Annotated in this window: 25 protein-coding genes, 1 tRNA gene and 1 pseudogene; 14 read left to right on the forward strand and 13 right to left on the reverse strand. The window is 69.8% G+C overall.

Annotated features, from left to right (window positions below; genetic code table 11):
* The first annotated feature begins 16 nt into the window (after positions 1-16).
* The 3 genes and pseudogenes from OG293_RS29250 (at position 17) to OG293_RS29260 (ending at position 1,867) form a co-directional block, all read left to right on the forward strand.
* Positions 17-781 (forward strand): SDR family oxidoreductase, encoded by a 765-nt coding sequence (locus OG293_RS29250; RefSeq protein WP_406001777.1) that lies wholly within the window; start codon positions 17-19, stop codon positions 779-781.
* Between the two features lie 182 nt (positions 782-963).
* Positions 964-1,239 (forward strand): annotated as a pseudogene (locus tag OG293_RS29255) (AMP-binding enzyme); the annotation flags it as partial.
* Positions 1,240-1,273: 34 nt separating this feature from the next.
* Entirely contained in the window at positions 1,274-1,867 is a 594-nt protein-coding gene (locus OG293_RS29260; RefSeq protein ID WP_406001778.1) for a TetR/AcrR family transcriptional regulator, read from the forward strand.
* 275 nt (positions 1,868-2,142) lie between these two features.
* On the opposite strand, the gene OG293_RS29265 is transcribed toward OG293_RS29260, so the two are convergent.
* The 7 genes from OG293_RS29265 to OG293_RS29295 all read right to left on the reverse strand — a co-directional run bounded on the left by OG293_RS29265 (position 2,143) and on the right by OG293_RS29295 (position 7,534).
* A complete protein-coding gene (locus OG293_RS29265; RefSeq protein ID WP_406001779.1) occupies positions 2,143-3,357 on the reverse strand; it encodes an acyl-CoA dehydrogenase family protein in 1,215 nt (404 codons plus the stop codon).
* An 8-nt stretch (positions 3,358-3,365) separates the two neighbouring features.
* Positions 3,366-4,388, reverse strand: coding sequence for a phosphotransferase family protein (locus OG293_RS29270; protein ID WP_406001780.1), 1,023 nt, complete (start codon positions 4,386-4,388; stop codon positions 3,366-3,368).
* Positions 4,389-4,639: 251 nt separating this feature from the next.
* The gene (locus tag OG293_RS29275) at positions 4,640-5,554 is read right to left on the reverse strand and encodes an MBL fold metallo-hydrolase (RefSeq protein ID WP_406001781.1); all 915 of its coding nucleotides are present in this window, start codon (positions 5,552-5,554) and stop codon (positions 4,640-4,642) included.
* An 80-nt stretch (positions 5,555-5,634) separates the two neighbouring features.
* Positions 5,635-5,931, reverse strand: a complete 297-nt coding sequence (locus OG293_RS29280) for a hypothetical protein (protein ID WP_406001782.1) — start codon at positions 5,929-5,931, stop codon at positions 5,635-5,637.
* A gap of 325 nt (positions 5,932-6,256) precedes the next feature.
* On the reverse strand, positions 6,257-6,574 hold the full coding sequence (locus tag OG293_RS29285; RefSeq protein WP_406001783.1) for a DUF202 domain-containing protein: 318 nt from the start codon (positions 6,572-6,574) through the stop codon (positions 6,257-6,259).
* Positions 6,571-6,969, reverse strand: a complete 399-nt coding sequence (locus tag OG293_RS29290) for a YidH family protein (RefSeq protein WP_406001784.1) — start codon at positions 6,967-6,969, stop codon at positions 6,571-6,573. The genes OG293_RS29285 and OG293_RS29290 overlap by 4 nt, the downstream gene beginning before the upstream one ends.
* Before the next feature lie 49 nt (positions 6,970-7,018).
* Positions 7,019-7,534 (reverse strand): NUDIX hydrolase, encoded by a 516-nt coding sequence (locus tag OG293_RS29295; protein ID WP_406001785.1) that lies wholly within the window; start codon positions 7,532-7,534, stop codon positions 7,019-7,021.
* A 116-nt stretch (positions 7,535-7,650) separates the two neighbouring features.
* Between OG293_RS29295 and OG293_RS29300 the strand changes: the two genes are divergently transcribed.
* Complete coding sequence (locus OG293_RS29300) at positions 7,651-9,306, forward strand: FAD-binding dehydrogenase (RefSeq protein ID WP_406001786.1); 1,656 nt, start codon at positions 7,651-7,653, stop codon at positions 9,304-9,306.
* Between the two features lie 49 nt (positions 9,307-9,355).
* Here OG293_RS29300 and OG293_RS29305 read toward each other — a convergent pair whose 3' ends face one another.
* The gene (locus OG293_RS29305; protein WP_406001787.1) at positions 9,356-9,811 is read right to left on the reverse strand and encodes an ASCH domain-containing protein; all 456 of its coding nucleotides are present in this window, start codon (positions 9,809-9,811) and stop codon (positions 9,356-9,358) included.
* Positions 9,812-9,947: 136 nt separating this feature from the next.
* Here OG293_RS29305 and OG293_RS29310 point away from each other — a divergent pair, with 136 nt between their 5' ends.
* Positions 9,948-10,613, forward strand: coding sequence for a molybdopterin-dependent oxidoreductase (locus OG293_RS29310; RefSeq protein WP_406003746.1), 666 nt, complete (start codon positions 9,948-9,950; stop codon positions 10,611-10,613).
* On the forward strand, positions 10,555-11,280 hold the full coding sequence (locus OG293_RS29315) for a cytochrome b/b6 domain-containing protein (RefSeq protein ID WP_406001788.1): 726 nt from the start codon (positions 10,555-10,557) through the stop codon (positions 11,278-11,280). Before OG293_RS29310 ends, OG293_RS29315 begins: the two co-directional genes overlap by 59 nt.
* Here the strand turns inward: OG293_RS29315 and OG293_RS29320 are convergent.
* Together OG293_RS29320 and OG293_RS29325 are read right to left on the reverse strand one after the other, a co-directional pair.
* Positions 11,266-12,663, reverse strand: coding sequence for a gluconate:H+ symporter (locus OG293_RS29320; RefSeq protein ID WP_406001789.1), 1,398 nt, complete (start codon positions 12,661-12,663; stop codon positions 11,266-11,268). The genes OG293_RS29315 and OG293_RS29320 overlap by 15 nt on opposite strands.
* A gap of 12 nt (positions 12,664-12,675) precedes the next feature.
* On the reverse strand, positions 12,676-13,185 hold the full coding sequence (locus OG293_RS29325; protein WP_406001790.1) for a gluconokinase: 510 nt from the start codon (positions 13,183-13,185) through the stop codon (positions 12,676-12,678).
* 128 nt (positions 13,186-13,313) lie between these two features.
* Here OG293_RS29325 and OG293_RS29330 point away from each other — a divergent pair, with 128 nt between their 5' ends.
* The 4 genes from OG293_RS29330 to OG293_RS29345 all read left to right on the forward strand — a co-directional run bounded on the left by OG293_RS29330 (position 13,314) and on the right by OG293_RS29345 (position 17,617).
* Complete coding sequence (locus OG293_RS29330) at positions 13,314-14,015, forward strand: FadR/GntR family transcriptional regulator (RefSeq protein ID WP_406001791.1); 702 nt, start codon at positions 13,314-13,316, stop codon at positions 14,013-14,015.
* Between the two features lie 242 nt (positions 14,016-14,257).
* Positions 14,258-15,718, forward strand: a complete 1,461-nt coding sequence (locus OG293_RS29335; RefSeq protein WP_406001792.1) for an amino acid permease — start codon at positions 14,258-14,260, stop codon at positions 15,716-15,718.
* A gap of 154 nt (positions 15,719-15,872) precedes the next feature.
* A complete protein-coding gene (locus tag OG293_RS29340) occupies positions 15,873-16,988 on the forward strand; it encodes an S-(hydroxymethyl)mycothiol dehydrogenase (RefSeq protein WP_406001793.1) in 1,116 nt (371 codons plus the stop codon).
* A complete protein-coding gene (locus OG293_RS29345) occupies positions 16,985-17,617 on the forward strand; it encodes an MBL fold metallo-hydrolase (RefSeq protein WP_406001794.1) in 633 nt (210 codons plus the stop codon). The genes OG293_RS29340 and OG293_RS29345 overlap by 4 nt, the downstream gene beginning before the upstream one ends.
* On the opposite strand, the gene OG293_RS29350 is transcribed toward OG293_RS29345, so the two are convergent.
* The gene (locus tag OG293_RS29350) at positions 17,602-18,531 is read right to left on the reverse strand and encodes an RluA family pseudouridine synthase (protein WP_406001795.1); all 930 of its coding nucleotides are present in this window, start codon (positions 18,529-18,531) and stop codon (positions 17,602-17,604) included. The genes OG293_RS29345 and OG293_RS29350 overlap by 16 nt on opposite strands.
* Positions 18,532-18,608: 77 nt before the next feature.
* A tRNA-Leu gene (locus OG293_RS29355) sits at positions 18,609-18,696 on the reverse strand.
* 185 nt (positions 18,697-18,881) lie between these two features.
* On the opposite strand from OG293_RS29355, the gene OG293_RS29360 reads away from it, so the two are divergent.
* The 3 genes from OG293_RS29360 (at position 18,882) to OG293_RS29370 (ending at position 21,544) form a co-directional block, all read left to right on the forward strand.
* The gene (locus OG293_RS29360) at positions 18,882-20,207 is read left to right on the forward strand and encodes a M20/M25/M40 family metallo-hydrolase (protein WP_406001796.1); all 1,326 of its coding nucleotides are present in this window, start codon (positions 18,882-18,884) and stop codon (positions 20,205-20,207) included.
* A gap of 166 nt (positions 20,208-20,373) precedes the next feature.
* A complete protein-coding gene (gene chpH, locus OG293_RS29365) occupies positions 20,374-20,607 on the forward strand; it encodes a chaplin ChpH (RefSeq protein ID WP_406001797.1) in 234 nt (77 codons plus the stop codon).
* A gap of 142 nt (positions 20,608-20,749) precedes the next feature.
* Positions 20,750-21,544 (forward strand): chaplin family protein, encoded by a 795-nt coding sequence (locus OG293_RS29370; protein ID WP_406001798.1) that lies wholly within the window; start codon positions 20,750-20,752, stop codon positions 21,542-21,544.
* Between the two features lie 102 nt (positions 21,545-21,646).
* Here the strand turns inward: OG293_RS29370 and OG293_RS29375 are convergent, their stop codons facing one another.
* Entirely contained in the window at positions 21,647-21,835 is a 189-nt protein-coding gene (locus tag OG293_RS29375) for a DUF5703 family protein (RefSeq protein WP_005319466.1), read from the reverse strand.
* A 47-nt stretch (positions 21,836-21,882) separates the two neighbouring features.
* On the opposite strand from OG293_RS29375, the gene OG293_RS29380 reads away from it, so the two are divergent.
* Positions 21,883-22,527, forward strand: coding sequence for a hypothetical protein (locus tag OG293_RS29380; RefSeq protein ID WP_406001799.1), 645 nt, complete (start codon positions 21,883-21,885; stop codon positions 22,525-22,527).
* Positions 22,528-22,570 lie beyond the last annotated feature (43 nt).

The following is a 22,570-nucleotide window of genomic DNA, read 5'->3' on the forward strand; positions in this document are numbered from 1 at the left end:
GGAAAGGCGGAGCTTGATGAGTGCGGTGCGGGGCGCTGGCGTTGTGGTCACGGGTGCGGGAGGCGGAATAGGCGCCGCTCTTGCCCGCAGGTTCGCGGCGGAGGGCGCGCGCGTCGTCGTCAACGACATCGACCCGGACAGGACCAAGGCCGTCGCCGACGAGATCGGCGCGACGGCGGTACCCGGTGACGCCTCCACGATCGTGGAGGAGGCGCGCGACGCGCTGGGCGGCACCGTGGACGTCTACTGCGCCAACGCCGGACTCGCCTCGCCCGGGGGCCCGTTCGCCGACGAGGACGTCTGGGCCGCCGCCTGGGACGTCAACGTCATGGCCCACGTCCGAGCCGCCCGCGCCCTGCTGCCCGACTGGCTGGAGCGCGGCCGAGGCCGCTTCGTCTCCACCGTCTCGGCCGCCGGACTGCTCACCATGGTGGGCGCGGCGCCGTACAGCGTCACCAAGCACGGTGCGTACGCCTTCGCCGAATGGCTCTCGCTCACCTACCGCCACCGCGGCGTGAAGGTGCACGCCATCTGCCCGCAGGGCGTGCGGACGGACATGCTCACCGCCGCCGGATCGGCGGGCGAACTGGTCCTCGCCCCCACCGCGATCGAGCCCGAGGACGTGGCCGACGCCCTGTTCGAGGGCATCGCGGCCGACCGGTTCCTGATCCTTCCGCACCCCGAGGTCGCAAGCTTCTACCAGGCACGCGCCGCCACGCCGGAACGCTGGCTGGCCGGCATGAACCACATCCAGCAGAAGTGGGAAGAGGTGAAGCGGTGACGTCTCTGTACGCGGCTCTGTACGCGGTCAAGCCCCGGCTCGGGCAGCTCAGCGAAGCCCAGCGGGCGCCCGTCACCCCGCCCGCGAGTTTCGTGCCTCCTTCCGCGCGGCCGTCGCCCGCGCCCCGAGCACACCGCCGTGGCCCGGCAGGGACTCGGCGCGCTTCGCGCTCGCCCCGCTGTCAGCTCTGGCAGCGCGAGGCCGAGGACGTCCTCTACACCCATCCCGCGGTGCGTGAGGCGGCCGTCGTGGGCATCCCCGACGACTACCGCGGCGAGCCGGTCAAGGCGTACATCAGCCGGCAGCCGGGAGCGAGCGTGGAGCCGCGGGAGATCTCCGCCTACTGCGCGGAGCGGCTCGCGGCGTACGAATACCCGCGCTCAGTCGAGATCCTGCCGGAGCTCCCGAAGACGACAAGTGGGAAGATCCTCGGGCGGGAACCGCGTTTTCGCGGGTAGAACCAGGTTACGGAACGAAAGGCGGGTGGCGGCAATGGCCAGGACGACGGACGGGGACGGCACCCCCGTCCCGCAGAGGCTGCTGGCCGCTGCCACCCGGCTCTTCGCCGAGCATGGCTACGACCGCACCTCCGTCCAGGAGATCGTCGAGGCGGCCGGTGTCACCAAGGGAGCCCTCTACCACTACTTCGGCTCCAAGGAGGACCTGCTCCAGGAGGTCTACGCGAGGATGCTGCGGATCCAGCAGGAGCGGCTCGACGCCTTTGCGGACGCGGACGAGCCGGTGGAGCTGCGGCTGCGCGGCGCGGCGGCCGACGTGGTCGTCACGACCATCGACAACCTCGACGACGCCGCGATCTTCTTCCGCTCCATGCACCATCTGAGCCCGGAGAAGCACAAGCAGGTGCGGGCGGAGCGGCGGCGCTATCACGAGCGGTTCCGTGCGCTGGTGGAGGAGGGCCAGGAGAGCGGAGTGTTCAGCTCGGCCACGCCGGCGGACCTGGTGGTGGACTACCACTTCGGCTCGGTCCACCATCTGTCGACGTGGTACCGCCCGGACGGCCCGCTCACGCCGCAGCAGGTCGCGGACCACCTGGCGGACATGCTGCTCCGAGCGCTCCGTCCCTGAGCCCGGGGCCGGCACGGTGCTCGGGGCGTTGTTCCGCTGCCGGGCGCGCGTGTTCGTGTGCCCGGCCCGTGACTCGATCGCCGGCGCGTTTTCGCGTACGCGGGGCCGTGCATCGATCCAAGGGGCTTGTGGTGGCCGGTCTTGACCGTCGGCGCGCACCACATCGCCGGACGGGCCTGCATCCGCTCCGTCCGGCGATCGAGTACCGGTCGCGGTCGACTGAGCCCCGCGGGCGACAGACGCGCGGGGTCCCCGGGGGTGTGCCCCGGGGACGGCTACACGTACTTCTTCAGCTCGCGCCGCGCGAGCGACCGCTGGTGCACCTCGTCCGGACCGTCCGCCAGCTTCAGCGTCCTCGCCCCCGCCCACAGCTCCGCCAGCGGGAAGTCCTGGCTCACCCCGCCCGCGCCGTGCACCTGCACCGCCTTGTCGAGGATGTCCACGACCGCGCGCGGCGTTGCGATCTTGATCGCCTGGATCTCGGTGTGCGCCCCGCGGTTGCCCACCGTGTCCATCAGCCAGGCCGTCTTCAGCACCAGCAGCCGCAGCTGTTCGACCGTGACCCGCGCGTCGGCGATCCAGTTCTGCACGACGCCCTGCTGGGCGATGGCCTTGCCGAAGGCCTGCCGGGACACGGCCCGCCGGCACATCAGCTCGATGGCCCGCTCGGCCATGCCGATCAGCCGCATGCAGTGGTGGATACGGCCGGGACCCAGGCGCGCCTGGGCGATCGCGAAGCCGCCGCCCTCCTCGCCGATGAGGTTCGACGCGGGCACCCGGACGTCGTCGAAGACGACCTCGGCGTGGCCGCCGTGGCTGTGGTCCTCGTAGCCGTACACCTGCATCGCACGCCGGACCTCAAGGCCCGGAGCGTCGCGCGGGACCAGGATCATCGACTGCTGGCGGCGGATGTCCGCGCCGTCCGGGTCGGTCTTGCCCATCACGATGAGGATCTTGCAGTCGGGGTTCATCGCCCCGGAGATGTACCACTTGAGGCCGTTGACGACGTAGTGGTCGCCGTCCCGGTCGATCCGCGTCCGGATGTTCGTCGCGTCCGACGAGGCGACCTCGGGCTCGGTCATCGCGAAGGCGGACCGGATCTCCCCGGCCAGCAGCGGCTCCAGCCACTGCTTCTTCTGCTGCTCGTTGCCGAACTGCGCGAGCACCTCCATGTTCCCGGTGTCGGGAGCCGCGCAGTTCAGTGCGGTCGGCGCCAGCTGCGGGCTGCGGCCGGTGATCTCGGCGAGCGGCGCGTACTGCAGATTGGTGAGTCCCGCACCGTGCTCCGCGTCGGGCAGGAAGAGATTCCACAGACCCTGCTTGCGTGCCTCGGCCTTGAGGTCCTCCACGATCGCCGGGGTGTCCCACGGCGAGGCCAGCTGCGCGCGCTGCTCGTGCGCGGTCGCCTCGGCAGGGTAGACGTGCTCGTCCATGAAGGCGAGCAGCTTGGCCCGCAGCTCCTCGGTGCGCGCGTCGAATGCGAAGTCCATGGGTGTACTCAGCCTTCCTGGAGGGTGGTGAGGCCGTGCTCGATGACGAGGGGAACAAGTTCGCCGATCCGGTCGAAGCCGGCGCCGACGGTCTGGCCGAGGGTGTAGCGGTAGTGGATGCCCTCGAGGATCACGGCGAGCTTGAACCAGGCGAAGGCCGTGTACCAGGAGATGGCGGAGGTGTCGCGGCCGGAGAGCTCGGCGTACCGCTCGATCAGTTCGGTGGCCTCCGGGTGGCCCTTCGCCCCCGCGGTGGTGCTGATGGGCGAGTCGGGCAGGGTCAGCCTCACGCTGTACACGACCAGGAGGCCGAGGTCGGTCAGCGGGTCGCCGAGAGTCGACATCTCCCAGTCCAGCACCGCCTTGATCCGGTCGTCGGGGCCGACCAGAACGTTGTCCAGGCGGTAGTCGCCGTGGATGACGGTGGGCGCGGGGGAGTCGGGCAGCGAGCGGCCGAGCGCCGCGTGCAGCTCGTCGATCCCGGCCAGCTCGCGGTTGCGGGAGGCGTCGAGCTGCTTGCCCCAGCGGTGCAGCTGCCGGTCGAGGAAGCCCTCGGGGCGGCCGAAATCGCCGAGGCCCACCGACTCGGGGTCCACGGCATGCAGTTCGACGAGGGTGTCGACCAGAGCGAGGACGACCTCGCGGGTCCGCCGGGGGCCGAGCGGGGCGAGCTCCTCGGCCGTGCGGTACGGCGTGCCGTCCACAAAGTCCATGACGTAGAACGGCGATCCGATCACCGACTCGTCCTCGCACAGCAGCACGGTCTCGGGCACCGGCACCGCGGTCGGGCGCAGCGCGCTGATCACCCGGAACTCACGCTTCATGTCGTGTGCGGTGGCCAGTACGTGCCCGAGCGGCGGGCGCCGGACGACCCAGCGGTCGGTGCCGTCGGAGACGGCGTACGTGAGGTTGGAACGACCGCCCTGGATCAGCCGGGCGCTGAGCGGTCCGCTCACCAGACCCGGCCGCTCGCGGTCGAGATAACCGCGCAGCTGCTCGGGGTCGAGGCCTGGCGGGGGGACTGCGCTCATCGTTGGCACCTCCGGGGCGGTGGAACACATCCCGCTTATGATGACCGACCAGTCGGTATGTCGTCCAGTGCGCACCCGGGACCCGGGCAGGGATCACACTGCCCGGGTCCTGCTCGTGTGCGTGCGTCACCTGCGGAGACAGCCGCTCACGCATGGCGGGCGGCAGCCCTCACGCCTGGAGAGAGGGCCGATCGCGCACGGGGGAGGGCCCGCTCACGCCGGGGAGACGGCCCCTGTGGTCGTGGGGCGGCTCACGCGTGGCACGCCACCGGAACTCCGCCGTTCATCGCAGCCATATCCCCGAAGACCGTGACGGCGTCCAGCGGGGAGCCGTCCGGATGCCCGTCCAGCTCCGCGTACGCCCGGTGCACATTCGCCACCAGCCGCTCGCTCTCCCGCAGCTCGGCGAAGACCCCGAGATCCGCCTGGCGTGCGGTCTCCAGCGGAGTGAGTCCCTTGGCGTGCCCCTGCTCGGCCACCCGGAGGACGAACCGCAGATAGCGCTCGGTCGCGTCGTACGCGGACGGGTCGGTGAGCGGTCCGTGGCCCGGGACGACCGTCGTCGCATCGAGCGAGCGCAGCACGTCCAGGGCGCGCAGCGACCCGCTCAGGGAGCCCATCGGCACGAAGGGGGTACCGCCCTGGAAGATCAGGTCTCCGGTGAAGACAACCCGCTGCCGGGGCAGATGCATGATGGTGTCACCGAGGGTGTGCGCCACCCCGCCCGGGTGGATCAGCCGCACCTCGATGTCGCCGACGTGGACCGTGAGCCGGTCGTTGTACGTGACGGTCGGGGCGGTGATCGAGATGTCGCCGAAGTCGGTCTGCGGCCACATGAGATGGAGCTGGTGACCGGCCGCGAGCTGCTCACTGCGGCAGGAGTCGTGACCGATGACCACGGCCCCGGGTGTGAAAACCGTGTTGCCGTAGGTGTGGTCGCCGTGGTGGTGCGTATTGACGAGCGTGCGCGGGAGCGGGACGCCGGTGGCGAGGAGCGCCTCACGCAGCGCCCGCGCGCGCCGCTCGGTGGCCGCGGTGTCGACGAGGAGCGTGGACTCCCCGTCACTGACGAACCCCGCGTTGTTCAGGCACCAGCCTCCGTCCGGCTGGACATAGGCATGGACTTCCGGAGTGAGTTGGACGGTGTACGGATCCGTGGCGGACAAGCGAATTCCCTCGGTTCTGGGCCAACTGGTCAGAAGGAGAGTGCCAGTTCGCCAGGGTGCGGGGGTAGCCGGGGTGGTGGTCAGTGGTCGTCCCAGTGCCCGTCGTGCTCGGCGTGCCGGTGTCCGTCGTGGATGTAGTCGACATGGTCGCCGTGCTGGACGGCCGGATGGCCGCAGCCGGGCCCGTGATCGTGCACATGGCCGCTGTGCGAGACATGCTCGCCCGGCTCGCACTCGTCCCAGTGGCCGGAGTGGGAACGGTGGAGATGTCCGTCGTGGGCGTAGTCGACGTGGTCGCCGTGCGGGACCTCGGGGTGGCCGCAGGCCGGACCGTGGGTGTGCTCGTGCGCGGCGTGCTCATGATGGAGGACGGTCATATCGCTCACCTTTGATGGGATATGCGGCATTCTGTCGCCCATAGGGTAATCGCCAGGACCGGGCAGGGGCGGCCTCCCACGCGGATCGCGTCGGACGACCGTCGCGGTCTCTCGGGGGACAGGTCCGGACGACCGTCGCGGTCTCTCGGGGGACAGGTCCGGACGACCGTCGCGGTCTCTCGGAGAGCGCGTCCGGACGACCGTTGTGGTCTCTCGGAGGGCGCGTCCGGACGACCGTTGTGGTCTCTCGGAGGGCGCGTCCGGACGACTGTTGTGGCCCGCACACGGACGCTCCCGACACGGCCGGTGTCCCACCGGGACAGCCTCAGACGACCATCGCCACGGCGAACCCGGCCAGCGCGATCGTGCAGGTCGCAGCCGCCAGCGCGGCCCGGGGCGGCAGCGCCCGGGGCTGCGGACCCGCGTCCAGCGCGCGGACCCGGCGATGGGCGACGCGCAGAAAGCCGAGCCAGACCAGTGCGCTCAGCGCCGCCGCGACGAACCCGGCCGCACTCAGATCCCCGCCCGCCACCTGCCGTGCCGCGAGCACCGATGCCACGGTGAACGCAAGCGTGGTACGGCGCCACGCCAGCCGGGTCCGCTCGGGCTGCAGCCCCGGGTCCCGCTCCGGCGCAGCGCTCAACGCCCGCCCTCCCAGCCGAAGAGCACCACGACCACCATGGCCAGGGCGACGACCGCGACCACCAGGCTGAGCAGGGTCGGGAACCGCGAAACGGGCAGATCGTCGCCCCGCCGCATCGCCCGCTCACAGCGCACCCAGTGATTCACGGCCCGCAGCGCACACAGCACCCCCGCGCCCAGCAGCCCGAGTGCCATCCCCACCCGAATGCCATAGGCCAGGTCCGGCAGGAACTGAGCGACCGCGAACCCGCCGCCGATCAGGGCGAGCGCCGTCCGGAGCCAGGCGAGGAAGGTCCGCTCATTGGCGAGCGAGAACCGGTAGTCGGGAGTCTCGCCCTCCTCCCGCACCCGCTCGGGCGCGAGCCACAGCCGCAGTCCCTGTCCGAAGTCGCTCACGCAACGCACCCTACCTGCGGAGCTGTTCGCAACACGCGCCGGCACCGGCCTAGGTGGGCCGCCCGCGGTGCGCCAGCAGCCGTTCGTACGCCGCGAGACCGTCCGGCACCCAGTCCCACTCGCCGAGCCGCCGCTCCAGCTCCGCGTCCGTGAGGAAGGTGTGCCAGGCGACCTCCTCGGCCTGCGGGTTCACCGGCAGTTCGCAGCGGACCTCGTAGACGGCCGACCACCAGGTCTGATCACCGCTCTCGTACAGGAACTTGAAGAGCGGCGCCGGCCGGGGCAGCCCCGAGACCCCCAGCTCCTCCTCGGCCTCCCGCAGCGCCGCGGCGTCATAGCTCTCGCCCGCGCCGACGACGCCGCCCACGAACATGTCGTACATCGAGGGGAAGACGAGCTTCGTCGGTGTGCGGCGGTGGACGAAGATCCGCCCCCGCGCGTCCCTGGCCAGAATGAACACACAGCGGTGACGCATCCCGCGCGCGTATGCCTCGCCGCGCCGGGCCTGGCCGATGACCTCGTCGTTCTCGTCGACGATGTCGAGGATTTCGTCTGCGGGATCCATGGACCCATCCTTGCCCACACAGGTCATCCGGAACGGTTGACTAGTTACTCGCCCGTACAGAAGATCGGACCACCGCACTCGCCCCGACCCGCCCGGCCCGACAAGGATGGAACCCCATGGCGTACGACGCTGATGTGATCGTGATCGGGGCAGGACTCTCGGGCCTCGTGGCCACCGCCGAGCTCATCGACGCCGGACGCACGGTGATCCTGCTCGACCAGGAGCCGGAGCAGTCCATCGGCGGGCAGGCGCACTGGTCCTTCGGCGGGCTGTTCCTCGTGGACTCTCCCGAGCAGCGCCGGATGCGGATCAAGGACAGCAGGGAGCTGGCGTTCCAGGACTGGCTCGGCACGGCGGGCTTCGACCGTGACGAGGACCGGTGGCCGCGCCGGTGGGCCGAGGCGTACGTCGACTTCGCGTCCGGGGAGAAGCGGGCCTGGCTGCACGCCCGGGGGATGCGGTTCTTCCCCGTGGTGGGCTGGGCCGAGCGCGGTGGCTACGACGCCACCGGGCACGGCAACTCCGTACCGCGCTTCCACATCACCTGGGGGACCGGTCCCGGCGTCGTCGCCCCCTTTGAGCGGCGGGTCAGGGAAGGCGCCGCCCGGGGGCTCGTCCAATTGCGGTTCCGCCACCGGGTGACCGGCCTGAGCGGCAGCGCGGGCACCCTCGACACGGTCAGCGGCGAGGTGCTGGAGCCCGCGGCCGCCGAGCGCGGCACGGCGAGCACCCGTGAGGTCGCCGGCGCCTTCGAGTTCCGGGCGCAGGCGGTGATCGTCACGTCCGGAGGCATCGGCGGCAACCACGACCTGGTGCGCGCCCAGTGGCCCGACCGGCTGGGCACACCGCCTCGCAAGATGCTCTCCGGTGTCCCCGCCCATGTCGACGGGCTGATGCTCGGCATTGCCGAGCGCGCCGGCGCGAGCCACATCAACCGCGACCGGATGTGGCACTACACCGAGGGCATCGAGAACTGGAACCCGATCTGGGCCCGGCACGGCATCCGCATCCTGCCGGGGCCCTCTTCGCTCTGGCTGGACGCGCGCGGCAAGCGTCTGCCCGTCCCCCTCTTCCCGGGCTTCGACACCCTCGGAACGCTCGAACACATCATGAAGTCCGGCCACGACTACACGTGGTTCGTGCTGGACCAGAAGATCATCGGCAAGGAGTTCGCACTGTCGGGCTCGGAGCAGAATCCCGATCTGACCGGGAAGTCGATCCGGGACGTGCTGGGCCGCGCCAGGGCCGGTGTGCCGGGCCCGGTGCAGGCGTTCATGGACAACGGCGTCGACTTCGTCGTCGAGAAGGAACTCTCCGCACTCGTACGGGGCATGAACCAGCTCACCGGGGAGACGCTGATCGACGAGGCCGAGCTGCGGCGCGAAATCACCGCGCGGGACCGGGAGATCAAGAACCCGTTCACCAAGGACCTCCAGGTCACCGCGATCCGCGGGGCGCGCAACTATCTCGGCGACAAGCTCATCCGAACGGCGGCACCGCACCGCATCCTCGACCCCGCGGCCGGTCCGCTCATCGCCGTACGGCTGCACATCCTCACCCGTAAGTCGCTCGGCGGGCTGGAGACCGACCTCTCCTCGCGGGTGCTCGACGTGGACGGCGCACCGCTGGCGGGGGTGTACGCGGCGGGCGAGGCCGCGGGCTTCGGCGGCGGCGGGGTGCACGGCTACCGCTCGCTGGAGGGCACGTTCCTCGGCGGCTGCATCTTCTCGGGGCGTGCGGCAGGACGCGCGGCGGCGAAGGCCGTGGGCTAGAGCCAGGGTCTTTCGTTCGGATCAGGCCCTCCGGTGACGGCTCCGCGCCTCAGCCGCCGACCGGACCCTCCGGGACCAGCCGTTCCACCACCTTGAACCGCTCGGCCACCACCGGCGTCGAGTCGTCGACGGTGAACCCCGGATCGCCGAGCGCCTCCCGCATCTCCTCGCTGTGCCAGAACCGCTCGTGCGCCGCGCGCCACTCGGACACCGAGACGTATCCCTCACCCTCGTCCAGCGCATGCCGCAGATCGACCTCGCCGAGCGGCAGCACCCGTACCTCCGTCAGCTCCACCACCGCCACCTCGTGACCGTCCGAGTCGATCAGCGCCGACCGCTCGCCCACCGGAGGCAGCTCCTCCTTCTCGGCCTCGTACTCCGCCAGGAGCCCCGTCGTCGAGACCTTCTCGCCGCTCAGCACCGCGGCGACGAGGCGGTCGCGCAGCGGGCCGGGGTAGGCCAGCAGATGGGGCTTCAACGGTTCACGGTCTTCGCGCGTCTCCATGCGCCGAGTGTGACGGAAGTCTGACGTGCGGCCGGTTGCCCTGGCATCTGGAGTCCCATGGTGTTCGAATCGAGGGGTGACCACAGAACATCCCCACGCCGAGGGCACCCCCGTCGGGCGACGTCTGGTGCTCGGCATGCTCGGCCTCGGCGCGGCCGGAGTCGCGGCGGCGCCGTATCTCCAGCGCGGGCTCGAAGCCTTTCTCAGCTCGGCTTCGGACAAGGACCCCACCGGTCTGACGGGGCTGCTGCCCAACGGCGGCGGCTTCCGCTACTACTCGGTGGCCTCCTCCGTACCGCACAGGAGTGAGCGGAACTACCGGCTGACCGTCGACGGCCTGGTCGACCGTCCGGGGACGTACACCCTCGCCGCACTGGGCAGACTCCCCCAGACCCGTGTCGTGCGCGACGTCCAGTGCGTCACCGGCTGGCGGGTCCCGCACACCGCCTTCGAAGGGGTGAGGCTCTCGCTGCTCCTCGACGCGGCCGGGGTACGACCGGATGCCAGGGCGATCCGGTTCAGCTGCTTCGACGGCACGTACAGCGAGAGCCTCACCCTCCCGCAGGCCCGCCGCGACGACGTCCTGGTCTGCCTGCGGATGCAGGACGAGCCGCTCAGCCACTCGCACGGCGGTCCGGTCAGGCTCTATGTCGCGCCGATGTACTTCTACAAGTCGGCGAAATGGCTCTCCGGGATCACCGTCACCTCCGGCGTCCGGCCCGGCTACTGGGAGGAGCGGGGCTATGACGTCGACGCCTGGGTCGGCCGGTCCAACGGCCGTACCGACACCCCCACCGTCTGAACGGCCCGTGCGCGTCAAGCGGTTCAGCCGCGCCGAGCGCTGGGTGCACCGGACGACGGCCGCTCTGATGCTGACCTGTGTGGTGACCGCGGCGGCGCTGTACGTACCGCAGATCGCCGAACTGGTCGGCCGCCGCTATCTGGTCGTCACCGTCCACGAGTGGGCGGGGATCCTGCTGCCCGCGCCCTTCCTTCTCGGGCTGGCCTCGCCTGCCTTCCGGGCCGACCTGCGCAGGCTGAACCGCTTCGGACCGCACGACCGGACGTGGCTGCGGGCCGCGCGCCGGCGTGACCATCGGCCCGAGTCCCGCCCGGCGGGCAAGTTCAACGCCGGGCAGAAGGTGTACTCGGCCTGGATCGCGGGCGCGGTCCTGGTGATGCTGGCGACCGGACTGCTGATGTGGTTCACGCATCTGACGCCGCTGGTGTGGCGTACGGGCGCGACGTTCGTGCACGACTGGCTCTCGCTGGCCGTCGGCATCGTGCTCGCCGGACACATTGCAATGGCGCTCGCCGACCCGGAGGCACGCAGAGGCATGCGCACCGGATCGGTCGAGCGCCCGTGGGCGAATGTGGAGCATCCGTTGTGGCTGAAGGACGACCCGCAGCCCGGGAAGCGCGGCGGAGACGGCCGGCCGAAGGGCGGTAGGGCCTCAGAGGACGAGTGACAGCAGCATCACGAAGCCGATTCCGCACACGGAGATGATGGTCTCCATCACCGACCAGGTCTTGATCGTCTGGCCGATGCTCATCCCGAAGTACTCCTTCACCAGCCAGAATCCGGCGTCGTTGACATGGCTGAAGAAGAGCGATCCCGCACCGATCGCCAGGACCAGCAGGGACGCGTGCGTGGTCGACATGCCGACCGCGAGCGGAGCGACCAGGCCCGCGGCGGAGATGGTCGCCACGGTCGCCGAGCCGGTCGCCAGGCGGATCGCCACGGCGATCAGCCAGCCCAGCAGCAGGGCCGGGACCGACCAGTCCTTGGAGAAGTCCAGGATCATCCGGCCCACGCCCACGTCGATCAGCGTCTGCTTGAAGCCGCCGCCCGCACCGACGATCAGCAGGATGCCCGCGATCGGGGCGAGGGACTTCTCGACGGTCGTCGAGATCCGCTCCTTGGTGAAGCCCGCTGCCCGGCCCAGCGTGAACATGGCGACGAAGACGGCGGCGAGCAGGGCGATCAGCGGCGAGCCGATCACGTCCATGACGCGCTGGAGTGCGTTATCCGGGTTGTCGACGACGATGTCCACCAGCGCCTTGGCCAGCATCAGGACGACCGGCAGCAGCACGGTGGCCACGGTCGCGCCGAAGCCGGGACGCCGTTCCAGATCCTCCGAGGGCCGGGTGGGGATCATCCGGTCCGGCGCCTGGATGTCCACCCAGCGCGCGGCGTACCTGGAGAACACCGGACCGGCGATGATCACGGTCGGGACGGCGACCACAACGCCGAGCGCCAGCGTGACACCGAGGTTCGCACCGATGGCGTCGATGGCCACGAGCGGGCCGGGGTGCGGGGGAATCAGTCCGTGCATCACGGAGAGACCCGCCAGGGCGGGGATGCCGATCCGCATCAGCGAGTAGTGGCCACGCTTGGCGACGAGCAGTACCACCGGGATCAGCAGCACGATGCCGACCTCGAAGAAGAGCGGCAGCCCGATGACCGATGCGATGAGCACCATCGCCCAGGGCATGGCGCGCCCGCCCGCCTTGGCGAGGATCGTGTCGACTATCTGGTCCGCGCCGCCGGAGTCGGCGAGCAGCTTGCCGAGGATCGCGCCGAGCGCGATCAGCACGCCCACACCGGCGACGGTGGCGCCGAGGCCGGCCGTGAAGCCGGCGATGGTCTTGTCCAGGGGCGCGCCGGCGAACGCGCCGAGCGCGAGCGAGCCGATGGTCAGCGCGAGGAAGGCGTGGACCCTGAACCTGGTGATGAGCAGGACGATGACGGCGATGCCCGCGATGACGGCGACGCCCAGCTGTGCGTTGCCGGCCGAAGTGATCGGTTCGGTGGCGTCCGCTGCCAGCGTCTCGACGCTGAGACTGATCATGGTGGCGATTCCTCAGTTCCTGAGCCGGCGCAGCGCGGCGACGGCCCGTTCGGTGATTTCTTCGGGGGTGCCGGACACATCGACCGGCACTCCTGCCTCGTCGTCCGCCAGCGGCTGGAGCGCGACGAACTGAGAGTCCAGCAGCGCGGTGGGCATGAAGTGGCCCGTGCGCCGCGACATCCGCCGCTCGATGAGCGCGCGGTCGCCTGTGAGGTGGAGGAAGACGGCGTCCGGTGCGGCGGCCCGCAGCCGGTCCCGGTAGCCGCGCTTGAGCGCGGAGCTGGAGACGACGCCGCCGAGCCCCGCCCTGCCGTGCGCCCAGGCGCCGATCGCATCGAGCCAGGGCCACCGGTCCGCATCGTCCAGCGGGGTGCCGGCCGTCATCTTGGCGATGTTCGCGGGGGGATGGAAGTCATCGCCCTCGGCGTACGGGACGCCCAGGGCGGCGGCGAGCAGGGGGCCGATCGTGGTCTTGCCGGTCCCTGCCACGCCCATCACCACGACGACGTGGGGGGTGCTCATTACGTGCCTCGGTCTTCGTCGACATCGGTCAGTCGCGCCACTGAACCCCATTAGGTATGACGTATTCAAGACCCTGGACGTAAACGTCATACTTTTCGTCAGGAACTGTGCCCCCGTACGCTTGCCCCATGACCACAGAGGGCCAGGGGCTCCATTCGCACGTGCTGGACACCCTCGGCCTCGCGATCACCGCGGGCGAGTATCCACAGGGCAGTGTGGTGCGCACCGACGAGGTGGCCCAGCGCTTCGATGTCTCGCGCACCGTCGTGCGCGAAGTGGTCCGGGTCCTGGAGTCGATGCACCTCGTGGAGTCCCGGCGCCGGGTCGGCGTGACGGTGCGTCCCACCGAGGAGTGGAACGTCTACGACCCACGGGTGATCCGCTGGCGGCTCGCCGGCTCCGACCGTCCGCGCCAGCTCAGGTCGCTGACCGTGCTCCGCTCGGCGATCGAACCGGTCGCGGCCGGGCTCGCCGCCCGCAACGCCACCCCTGAGCAGTGCGCCGAACTCACCGAGTGCGCACTCGGTATGGTCGCCACCTCGCGCGGACACCAGCTCGAGAGGTATCTGGAGCACGACATCGCCTTCCACCGCATCGTGCTCAACGCCTCCGGAAACGAGATGTTCGCGCGGCTCGGCGATGTGGTGGCCGAGGTCCTCGCCGGACGTACGCACCATCAGGTGATGTTCGACGACCCCGATCCGGCCGCCGTGACGCTGCATGTCCAGGTCGCCGAGGCGGTACGTGAGGGCGATGCCGACCGGGCCGAAACGATCACCCGGCAGATCGCCGTCGGCGCGCTCGCGGAACTCGACGTACTGGCTCCCTGAGGCCGGCGGTCCGCGTCGGCGTGGACAGCCGCGTCGCCGCCGTGTGGTGCGATGCGAGATGACCTTGGTTTACTGTGCCGTAACCTCTGAAACACCTCAGATCTATATCTGAGTGACCTGTGCCACTGTCAGAATCCCAGGGTTGCCCTGGAGATGTGCCGTCAGGCCAGCCCCCGGGCGCGACGCCCCCACCGGCCATGGCCGGGACCGCACACCCTCCCCACACGAAGGCGAACCCTCATATGAGTGAGCGCACCACTGCGGCCGAAAGGCTCGCCGCCGGGGCACCGGCGACAAGCTCCCCCCACGTCGACGCAGGCGACGCCGGCTACAGCAAGGACCTCAAGTCCCGCCACATCAACATGATCGCGATCGGCGGAGCGATAGGCACCGGCCTGTTCCTCGGAGCAGGCGGCCGGATGGCCGGCGCGGGCCCTTCCCTCGCCATCGCCTACGCGGTCTGCGGCGTCTTCGCGTTCTTCGTCGTCCGCGCGCTCGGCGAGCTGGTCCTCTACCGGCCTTCCTCGGGCGCCTTCGTCAGCTACGCCCGTGAGTTCATGGGGGAGAAGGGCGCCTTCGCGGCCGGCTGGCTCTACTTCCTCAACTGGTCGACCACCGCCGTCGCGGACATCACCGCCGCCGCGACGTACGCCCACTTCTGGGCCATGTTCAGCGACATCCCACAGTGGGTCCTGGCCTTGATAGCGCTCGCGGTCGTCCTCACCGCCAACCTCATCTCGGTGAAGTACTTCGGCGAGATGGAGTTCTGGTTCGCGATCGTCAAGGTCGCCGCCCTGGTCGCGTTCATGCTGGTCGGCATCTATCTGGTGGTCACGCAGCACCCCGTCGACGGCCACACCCCCGGCTTCTCGACCATCACCGACAACGGCGGCATCTTCCCTACGGGCATGCTGCCGATGCTGCTGGTGATCCAGGGTGTCGTGTTCGCCTACGCCTCCGTCGAGCTGTGCGGCGTCGCAGCCGGCGAGACCGAGAGCCCCGAGAAGATCATGCCCAAGGCGATCAACTCCATCATGTGGCGGGTCGGTCTGTTCTACGTCGGCTCGGTGGTGCTGCTCGCGCTGATCCTCCCGTACACGGCGTACTCCGGGGACCAGAGCCCCTTCGTCACCGTCATGGACAAGCTCGGTGTCCCGGGCGCGGCCGGTGTGATGAACCTCGTGGTTCTCACCGCTGCCCTCTCCAGCCTCAACTCCGGCCTCTACTCCACCGGCCGCATCCTGCGCTCCATGGCACTCTCGGGCTCGGCGCCGGCGTTCACGGGCCGGATGAACAAGGGCCAGGTGCCCTACGGCGGCATCCTGCTCACCGCCGGCTTCGGCGTGCTGGGCGTCGCGCTCAACTACGTCGTGCCGGGCCAGGCCTTCGAGATCGTCCTGAACTTCGCCTCGATCGGCATCCTCGGCACCTGGGGCATGATCATGCTCTGCTCGCTGCTGTTCTGGCACCGGTCCCAGGACGGCCGGGTCACCCGCCCGTCCTACCAACTGCCCTGGGCCCCGTACACGCAGATCGTCACGCTGTTCTTCCTCGCAAGCGTCGTCGTCCTGATGTGGTGGGGCGGCGGCATCGGCCGGACGACCGTGATGTTCCTGCCGCTGATCGCGGCGGCGCTGGTCGGCGGCTGGTTCGTCGTGCGCGGCCGGGTCAACGCGATCGCGGCGGAGCGCCAGGACGCCTGACCTTTCAGCAGTGGCTGCGGCTCCCGCGGGATCTCTTCCGTGGGAGCCGCAGTCGTATGTACGACGACGTCGGCCGTGGTGAGAGCCGTGCCGGCGCCGCCCCGACGGTCCATAGTGGTGCTCGACTTCATGCGCGAAGAAGGGCAGGTTCTCGATGTCGCAGCGGGTGCAAGGCGTGATCGCACCGGGGAAGAACGAGCCGGTGAGGGTCGAGACGATCATCGTGCCCGATCCGGGGCCGGGTGAGGCGCTGGTGAAGGTGCAGGCATGCGGGGTGTGCCATACCGATCTCCACTACAAGCAGGGCGGGATCAGTGACGACTTTCCGTTCCTGCTCGGCCATGAGGCGGCGGGTGTGGTGGAGGCGGTCGGTGAGGGCGTCACCGAGGTGGGACCGGGTGACTTCGTCGTCCTGAACTGGCGTGCGGTCTGCGGCCAGTGCCGGGCCTGTCTGCGGGGCCGTCCCTGGTACTGCTTCGACACGCACAACGCCCGGCAGAAGATGACCCTCGCTGGGGGCACCTCCCTGGCCGGAGGCTCAGGGGGAGGCACTGTGCTGTCTCCGGCGCTTGGTATCGGTGCCTTCGCGGAGAAGACCCTGGTGGCTGCCGGGCAGTGCACGAAGGTCGACGAGCGTGCCTCGGCGACGGTCGCCGGTCTTCTCGGCTGTGGTGTGATGGCGGGTATCGGTGCCGCGATCAACACCGGGAAGGTGGGCCGCGGTGACTCGGTCGCCGTCATCGGCTGCGGCGGTGTGGGCGATGCCGCGGTCGTGGGAGCCCGCCTCGCGGGCGCGGCGAAGATCATCGCCGTCGACATCGACGACCGCAAACTGCAGACGGCGAAGACCATGGGCGCCACCCACACCGTCAACTCCAGACAGAGCGACCCCGTCGAGGCGATCCGCGAACTCACCGGCGGTTTCGGCGCCGACGTCGTCATCGAGGCCGTCGGACGCCCCGAGACATACCAGCAGGCCTTCCACGCCCGCGACCTGGCCGGCACCGTCGTCCTCGTCGGCGTCCCCACCCCCGAGATGAAGCTGGAACTGCCCCTCCTCGACGTCTTCGGCCGCGGCGGCGCACTCAAGTCCTCCTGGTACGGCGACTGCCTCCCCTCCCGCGACTTCCCCATGCTCATCGACCTCCACCTCCAAGGACGCCTCGACCTGGACGCATTCGTCACCGAGACCATCGCACTCGACGACATCGAAAAAGCATTCGCCCGCATGCACGAGGGCGACGTGCTGCGCTCGGTGGTGGTCCTGTGACCTCCACCGGCATCGACCACCTGGTCACCTCGGGCACCTTCTCCCTCGACGGCGGCACCTGGGACGTCGACAACAACGTCTGGATCGTCGGCGACACCTCGGAAGCGATCGTCATCGACGCCGCACACGACGCAGCCGCCATCCAGGCCGCCCTCAACGGACGAACTCTGCGCGCCATCGTCTGCACCCACGCCCACAACGACCACATCGACGCCGCCCCCGCACTCGCCGCCGCGACCGGCGCACCCATCCTGCTCCACCCCGACGACCTGCCCCTGTGGAAACAGACCCACCCCGAACGCGCCCCCGACGGCAACCTGTCCGACGGACAGACCCTCACCATCGGCGGCACCACACTCACCGTCCTCCACACCCCCGGCCACGCCCCCGGAGCCATCTGCCTCCACGCGCCCGAGCTGCGCGCCCTGTTCAGCGGCGACACCCTCTTCCGAGGCGGCCCCGGAGCGACCGGGCGGTCCTTCTCGCACTTCCCGACGATCATCGGCTCGATCCGGGACCGGCTGCTCACGCTGCCGCCCGACACCGTGGTGCGCACGGGCCACGGAGACTCGACCACCATCGGCGAGGAGGCGCCCCACCTCGACGAGTGGATTCAGCGCGGCCACTGAGACAGCCGCAGCCCGCTCTCGAAGCGGTACGGCTCTCCGGTCACCGGATCGGTGAACTCCAGCACTTTCGCGAGGAGTTGGAGCGGCCGGGAGTAGTCGTCGGGCCCCTGCTCCTGGACGACCGGATAGACGGGGTCGTTCAGGAGCGGCAGGCCGAGGCTGTTCATATGGACCCGCAACTGATGGGTGCGGCCGGTGGCAGGCAGCAGCCGGTAGCGGCCGAGACCGTCCCGGTGCTCCAGCAGCTCGATCCGGCTCTCGCTGTTCGGCTCGCCCGGCTCCTCGCGCGCGGCCATCACACCCCGCTCTTTCACGATCCTGCTGCGCACGGTCAGGGGCAGGGTGAGCGCCGGTTCGTACGGCGCCACCGCCTCGTACTCCTTGCGCACCTGCCGGTCCCGGAACAGCGTCTGGTACGCGCCCCGGTCCCCGGGCCGCACGACGAAAAGCGCGAGGCCCGCGGTCAGCCGGTCCAGCCGGTGCGCGGGCTGCAACTGCGGCAGCTCCAGATCGCGCCTCAGCCGGGCCAGTGCCGTCTCGGTGATGTGCCGGCCACGCGGGGTGGTGGCGAGGAAGTGCGGCTTGTCCGCGATCACCAGACGCTCGTCACGGTGGACGATCCCGATCTCGAAGGGCACCGGTTCCTCGGGCGCGAAGTCCCGGTGGAACCAGAGGTAGCGCCCGGGGGTGTACGGCTCGTCGGCGGTGACCGGCCCGTCCGTGGAGACGACGCGCCCCTCCCGCAACAGGGTGTCGACCTTGTCGGCCCCGATGGCGTCGCCGTACCGCTCGACGAGATGGTCGTACACCGTCGCCCACGCGCCCTCGGGATCGGCGGGCAGCCGAAGCCGCACCGGATCGATGCCGTCGCGCTGGGGGAGCGGCGCGGGGGGAGCCTTGTGTCTGCGTCTCACCGAGGTGACTTTAGGCGCAGTGCCTCGGAAGACGCCTTAACGAGAAGATCCCCACGGGCAACCCGTGGGGATCTTGCTGGTGTCCGAGGGGGGACTTGAACCCCCACGCCCGATAAAGGGCACTAGCACCTCAAGCTAGCGCGTCTGCCATTCCGCCACCCGGACAAGGTGTCTGTCTCGCGGCCCTGGGCCGTCGCGACGTGGAAAACCATAGCAAACATTCGGACGTGCCCGACCACTGCCCGATCCGTGTGAAGTGCGCATGACGGCGGACAGTCGCCCTTGGGCCCAGGGCACGCGCACGGGAGTATGTGAAGGAACCACCAGCAGCGACAGTGGGAGGAATCAGCGTGAGCGAGTCGAACACGGCCCGTACCGTCTCGGGCGAGGATGAGGTGGTCGACCTCTGCCGTGAGCTGATCCGGATCGACACCAGCAACTACGGCGACCACTCGGGGCCGGGCGAGCGGGGCGCTGCCGAGTACGTCGCCGAGAAGCTGGCCGAGGTCGGGCTCGAACCGCAGATCATCGAGTCGCACAAGGGGCGTGCCTCCACGGTCGCCCGGATCGAGGGCGAAGACCCGTCCAGGCCGGCGCTGCTCATCCACGGTCACCTCGATGTCGTACCGGCGAACGCCGACGACTGGACGCACGACCCCTTCTCCGGTGAGATCGCCGACGACTGTGTCTGGGGCCGCGGGGCGGTCGACATGAAGGACATGGACGCGATGACCCTCGCGGTCGTACGGGACAGACTGCGCAGCGGCCGGAAGCCGCCGCGCGATGTCGTGCTGGCCTTCCTCGCCGACGAGGAGGCGGGCGGCGCCTACGGCGCGCGATACCTCGTGGACAAGCACCCCGGCCTCTTCGAGGGGGTGAGCGAGGCCATCGGCGAGGTCGGCGGCTTCTCCTTCACCGTCAACGAGAACCTGCGCCTCTATCTCGTCGAGACGGCCCAGAAGGGCATGCACTGGATGCGCCTCACCGTCGAGGGCACCGCGGGGCACGGCTCGATGACCAACAATGACAACGCCATCACCGAGCTCTGCGAGGCCGTCGGCCGGGTCGGCCGGCACAGGTGGCCGGTCAGGATGACCAAGACCGTACGGTCCTTCCTGGACGAGCTCTCCGACGCGCTCGGCACCCCGCTCGACCCCGAGGACATGGACGCGACGCTCGCCAAGCTCGGCGGCATCGCGAAGATGATCGGCGCGACCCTGCGCAACTCGGCGGCCCCCACCATGCTGGGCGCCGGGTACAAGGTGAACGTCATTCCCGGACAGGCGACCGCCCATGTCGACGGGCGTTTCCTGCCGGGGTACGAGGAGGAGTTCCTCGCCGATCTCGACCGGCTGCTCGGGCCCCGGGTCAAGCGGGAGGACGTCCACGGCGACAAAGCGCTGGAGACCAGCTTCGACGGAGATCTCGTGGACGCGATGCAGGTCGCGCTCAAGGCCGAGGACCCCATCGCGCGAGCCGTGCCGTACATGCTCTCCGGCGGCACCGACGCAAAGTCCTTCGACGACCTCGGCATCCGCTGCTTCGGTTTCGCGCCGCTGAAACTTCCACCGGAGCTGGATTTCGCGGGGATGTTCCACGGCGTGGACGAGCGCGTGCCGGTCGACGGCCTGAAGTTCGGTGTGCGGGTGCTTGACCGATTCCTGGACCGTTGCTGAGCCCGCCGGGTGAAGATGTGCTGAAACGAAACTCCAATAATCGTCAGTGCGTGCGCACTTGACTGAAAAGGGTGAAAGGAGCCATCGGCTCGTAGCCCACCTGCCTCCTCCTCGTTACAGGTGGTGCGGTCCGCGGCTGGGATCGCATTGCCAACAAGGAGGAATAATGATCAAGAAGGTCGTCGCTGCTGCGGCTGCCACTGGTGGTCTGGTGCTCGCCGGCGCGGGCATGGCCATGGCCGACGCCGGTGCTCAGGGTGCCGCTGTGGGTTCCCCCGGCGCGCTCTCGGGCAACGTCGTCCAGGTGCCGATCCACGTGCCGGTGAACGTGTGCGGCAACACGGTCTCCGTGATCGGGCTGCTGAACCCCGCCTTCGGCAACTACTGCGTCAACAAGTGACGTTGTGACTCGGCCCGTGAGGGTCTGGGTTTGAACCCGGGCGGTCCCGGAGTGCGTGCCATGCACTCCGGGACCGTCGGGCTTTCCGCCCCCGGTCACGACGGCCGGGGGATTTCCTGAAGCGCGAAGGCAGGACAACCACATGCGACAGGTCACTCGCAAGGGCCTGATCACCATGGCGGCCGCGGGCGGCGTCATTGCCCTGGGCGGCAGCTACGCACAGGCGGATTCCGGAGCACATTCGGTCGCGTCGAATTCACCGGGCGTCGCGTCCGGGAATTCGATCCAGGCCCCAGTGGACATTCCCGTAAATGTCTGCGGCAACACCGTGAATGTCATCGGGCTGCTCAATCCCGTCGCCGGCAACAAGTGTGCCAACGGGTCCGGCAACCATGGCAGTGGATCGCACGGCAGTGGATCGCACGCCGGATCGCACGGCAGCGGGTCTCACGGCGGCGGTTCGAACGCCGGCGGAGCGCACGCGGGAGGCGGGACGAGCAACTCACCCGGTGTCGCCTCGGGCAACCACATTCAGGCGCCGGTCCACGTTCCCGTGAACGCCTGCGGGAACACGGTCACCATCGGTGGCCTCGGGAACCCGGCGCTGGGCAACCAGTGCGGCAACGGCACGGACGCCGGCATGCCTCCCGGTCACCCCGGTCACCCGGGGAACCCTGGTAACCCGGACACCCCCGGTACCCCAGGCAACCCCGGCAACCCGGGCACCCCTGGAACGCCCGGCAACCCCGGAACGCCTCAAACACCGGTTACCCCGGACGAGCCGAACGCCCCCGGCGCCCAGTCCGGCAACTCGTCCGTCGGTATCGACGAGCTCGCGCACACCGGCTCTGGTCCGCTCGGCATGCTGGCCCCGGCGGGTGCGGGTCTCCTGCTGGCGGGTGTGGTGCTGTACCGCCGCTCCCGTGCCTCCGCGTAACCGACCGGTCACCGAAGGGAGAGGTCGTACGAAGCTGCACGAACAGGGATGAAACGGAGCGGGTCTCGCGGTCGCGGGGCCCGCTCCTTCCCACTCAACCGCTCACCAGGTGGCGCGCACCTGACGGATGATGCGCCGACGCAGCCGCACGCGACGGCTGCCGTCCCGGTGCAGACTCAGTCGGTCCAACTCCCAGTGTCCGTACTCGGCATGGTCGGTCAGCAGACGGGTCGCTTCCTTGCGGGAGACCCCACGCGGTACGTACACGTCGACAAATTCGTATTCCGGCATCGCATCTATTGTGCGGGCAGAGGCCCTGTACGGATAGCGTCTGCACTATGTCTGATGCTGCGCAGCCCACCGCTGCCGAGGTACGTGCCGCCGCCGAGGCGGTCAAAGCCGCACTGGACCGTCACCTCGCGGCGGTCGAGAACCGCACGGGCGAGGACGACCCGGCCGTCTACGACGCGTTCAACGTCCTCGCCGCCGCGGCCGAGGCGTACGACGAACGCCTCTACGACCGCTACGACGAGGTGACCCCCTTCGAGATCCCGGGCGCGGACGACTCACTGCCTCCGTACACGGGCCCGGAGGAGCCCAACGCGCTCAGTGTGCTGATCCGTCGGGACTATGCGGTGGTCGAGCCGCAGCGGCTGCTCGCACAGGCGCAGCGCATCGCCGATCTGGACCCCGACGAGGACCGGCCCGAGAACGCCGCGGTGGTCGGCACAAGCGTGCACGCGGCGCTCGGCGTGCTCTTCGGGGAGTACGAACCGGACGAAATCGCGTCCAGGCACAAGGAGTTCGGTCTGGAGGAGGGCGACTCCACGCTCTGGGTATCGGCCGCGGACGAGCCGGTGGAGCCGGGCGAGTGGCTGAGCACCCCCTTCGACCAGGCGGACCCCGAGCGGATCGTCTGTCGCTTCGACGTGAGCTCGGTCTTCGACGAGGAGCTGGACGACCTCGACGAAGGGGAGTCCTGACCCACCCGGCGCGTGAGCGGCGCGGGCCCCGTCGCACCAACGC

This window comes from Streptomyces sp. NBC_00829, from assembly GCF_045161795.1.
Lineage (GTDB): Bacteria > Actinomycetota > Actinomycetes > Streptomycetales > Streptomycetaceae > Streptomyces.

Coding starts and splice junctions, on each gene's coding strand:
- chpH (WP_406001797.1), top strand. CDS start 20,374: ATGATCAAGAAGGTCGTCGCTGCTGCGGCTGCCACTGGTGGTCTGGTG.
- OG293_RS29270 (WP_406001780.1), bottom strand. CDS start 4,388: ATGAGCGCAGTCCCCCCGCCAGGCCTCGACCCCGAGCAGCTGCGCGGT.
- OG293_RS29260 (WP_406001778.1), top strand. CDS start 1,274: ATGGCCAGGACGACGGACGGGGACGGCACCCCCGTCCCGCAGAGGCTG.
- OG293_RS29380 (WP_406001799.1), top strand. CDS start 21,883: ATGTCTGATGCTGCGCAGCCCACCGCTGCCGAGGTACGTGCCGCCGCC.
- OG293_RS29340 (WP_406001793.1), top strand. CDS start 15,873: ATGTCGCAGCGGGTGCAAGGCGTGATCGCACCGGGGAAGAACGAGCCG.
- OG293_RS29315 (WP_406001788.1), top strand. CDS start 10,555: ATGACGTCGACGCCTGGGTCGGCCGGTCCAACGGCCGTACCGACACCC.
- OG293_RS29305 (WP_406001787.1), bottom strand. CDS start 9,811: ATGGAGACGCGCGAAGACCGTGAACCGTTGAAGCCCCATCTGCTGGCC.
- OG293_RS29330 (WP_406001791.1), top strand. CDS start 13,314: ATGACCACAGAGGGCCAGGGGCTCCATTCGCACGTGCTGGACACCCTC.
- OG293_RS29370 (WP_406001798.1), top strand. CDS start 20,750: ATGCGACAGGTCACTCGCAAGGGCCTGATCACCATGGCGGCCGCGGGC.
- OG293_RS29335 (WP_406001792.1), top strand. CDS start 14,258: ATGAGTGAGCGCACCACTGCGGCCGAAAGGCTCGCCGCCGGGGCACCG.
- OG293_RS29320 (WP_406001789.1), bottom strand. CDS start 12,663: ATGATCAGTCTCAGCGTCGAGACGCTGGCAGCGGACGCCACCGAACCG.
- OG293_RS29250 (WP_406001777.1), top strand. CDS start 17: ATGAGTGCGGTGCGGGGCGCTGGCGTTGTGGTCACGGGTGCGGGAGGC.
- OG293_RS29375 (WP_005319466.1), bottom strand. CDS start 21,835: ATGCCGGAATACGAATTTGTCGACGTGTACGTACCGCGTGGGGTCTCC.
- OG293_RS29300 (WP_406001786.1), top strand. CDS start 7,651: ATGGCGTACGACGCTGATGTGATCGTGATCGGGGCAGGACTCTCGGGC.
- OG293_RS29280 (WP_406001782.1), bottom strand. CDS start 5,931: ATGACCGTCCTCCATCATGAGCACGCCGCGCACGAGCACACCCACGGT.
- OG293_RS29310 (WP_406003746.1), top strand. CDS start 9,948: ATGCTCGGCCTCGGCGCGGCCGGAGTCGCGGCGGCGCCGTATCTCCAG.
- OG293_RS29265 (WP_406001779.1), bottom strand. CDS start 3,357: ATGGACTTCGCATTCGACGCGCGCACCGAGGAGCTGCGGGCCAAGCTG.
- OG293_RS29295 (WP_406001785.1), bottom strand. CDS start 7,534: ATGGATCCCGCAGACGAAATCCTCGACATCGTCGACGAGAACGACGAG.
- OG293_RS29325 (WP_406001790.1), bottom strand. CDS start 13,185: ATGAGCACCCCCCACGTCGTCGTGGTGATGGGCGTGGCAGGGACCGGC.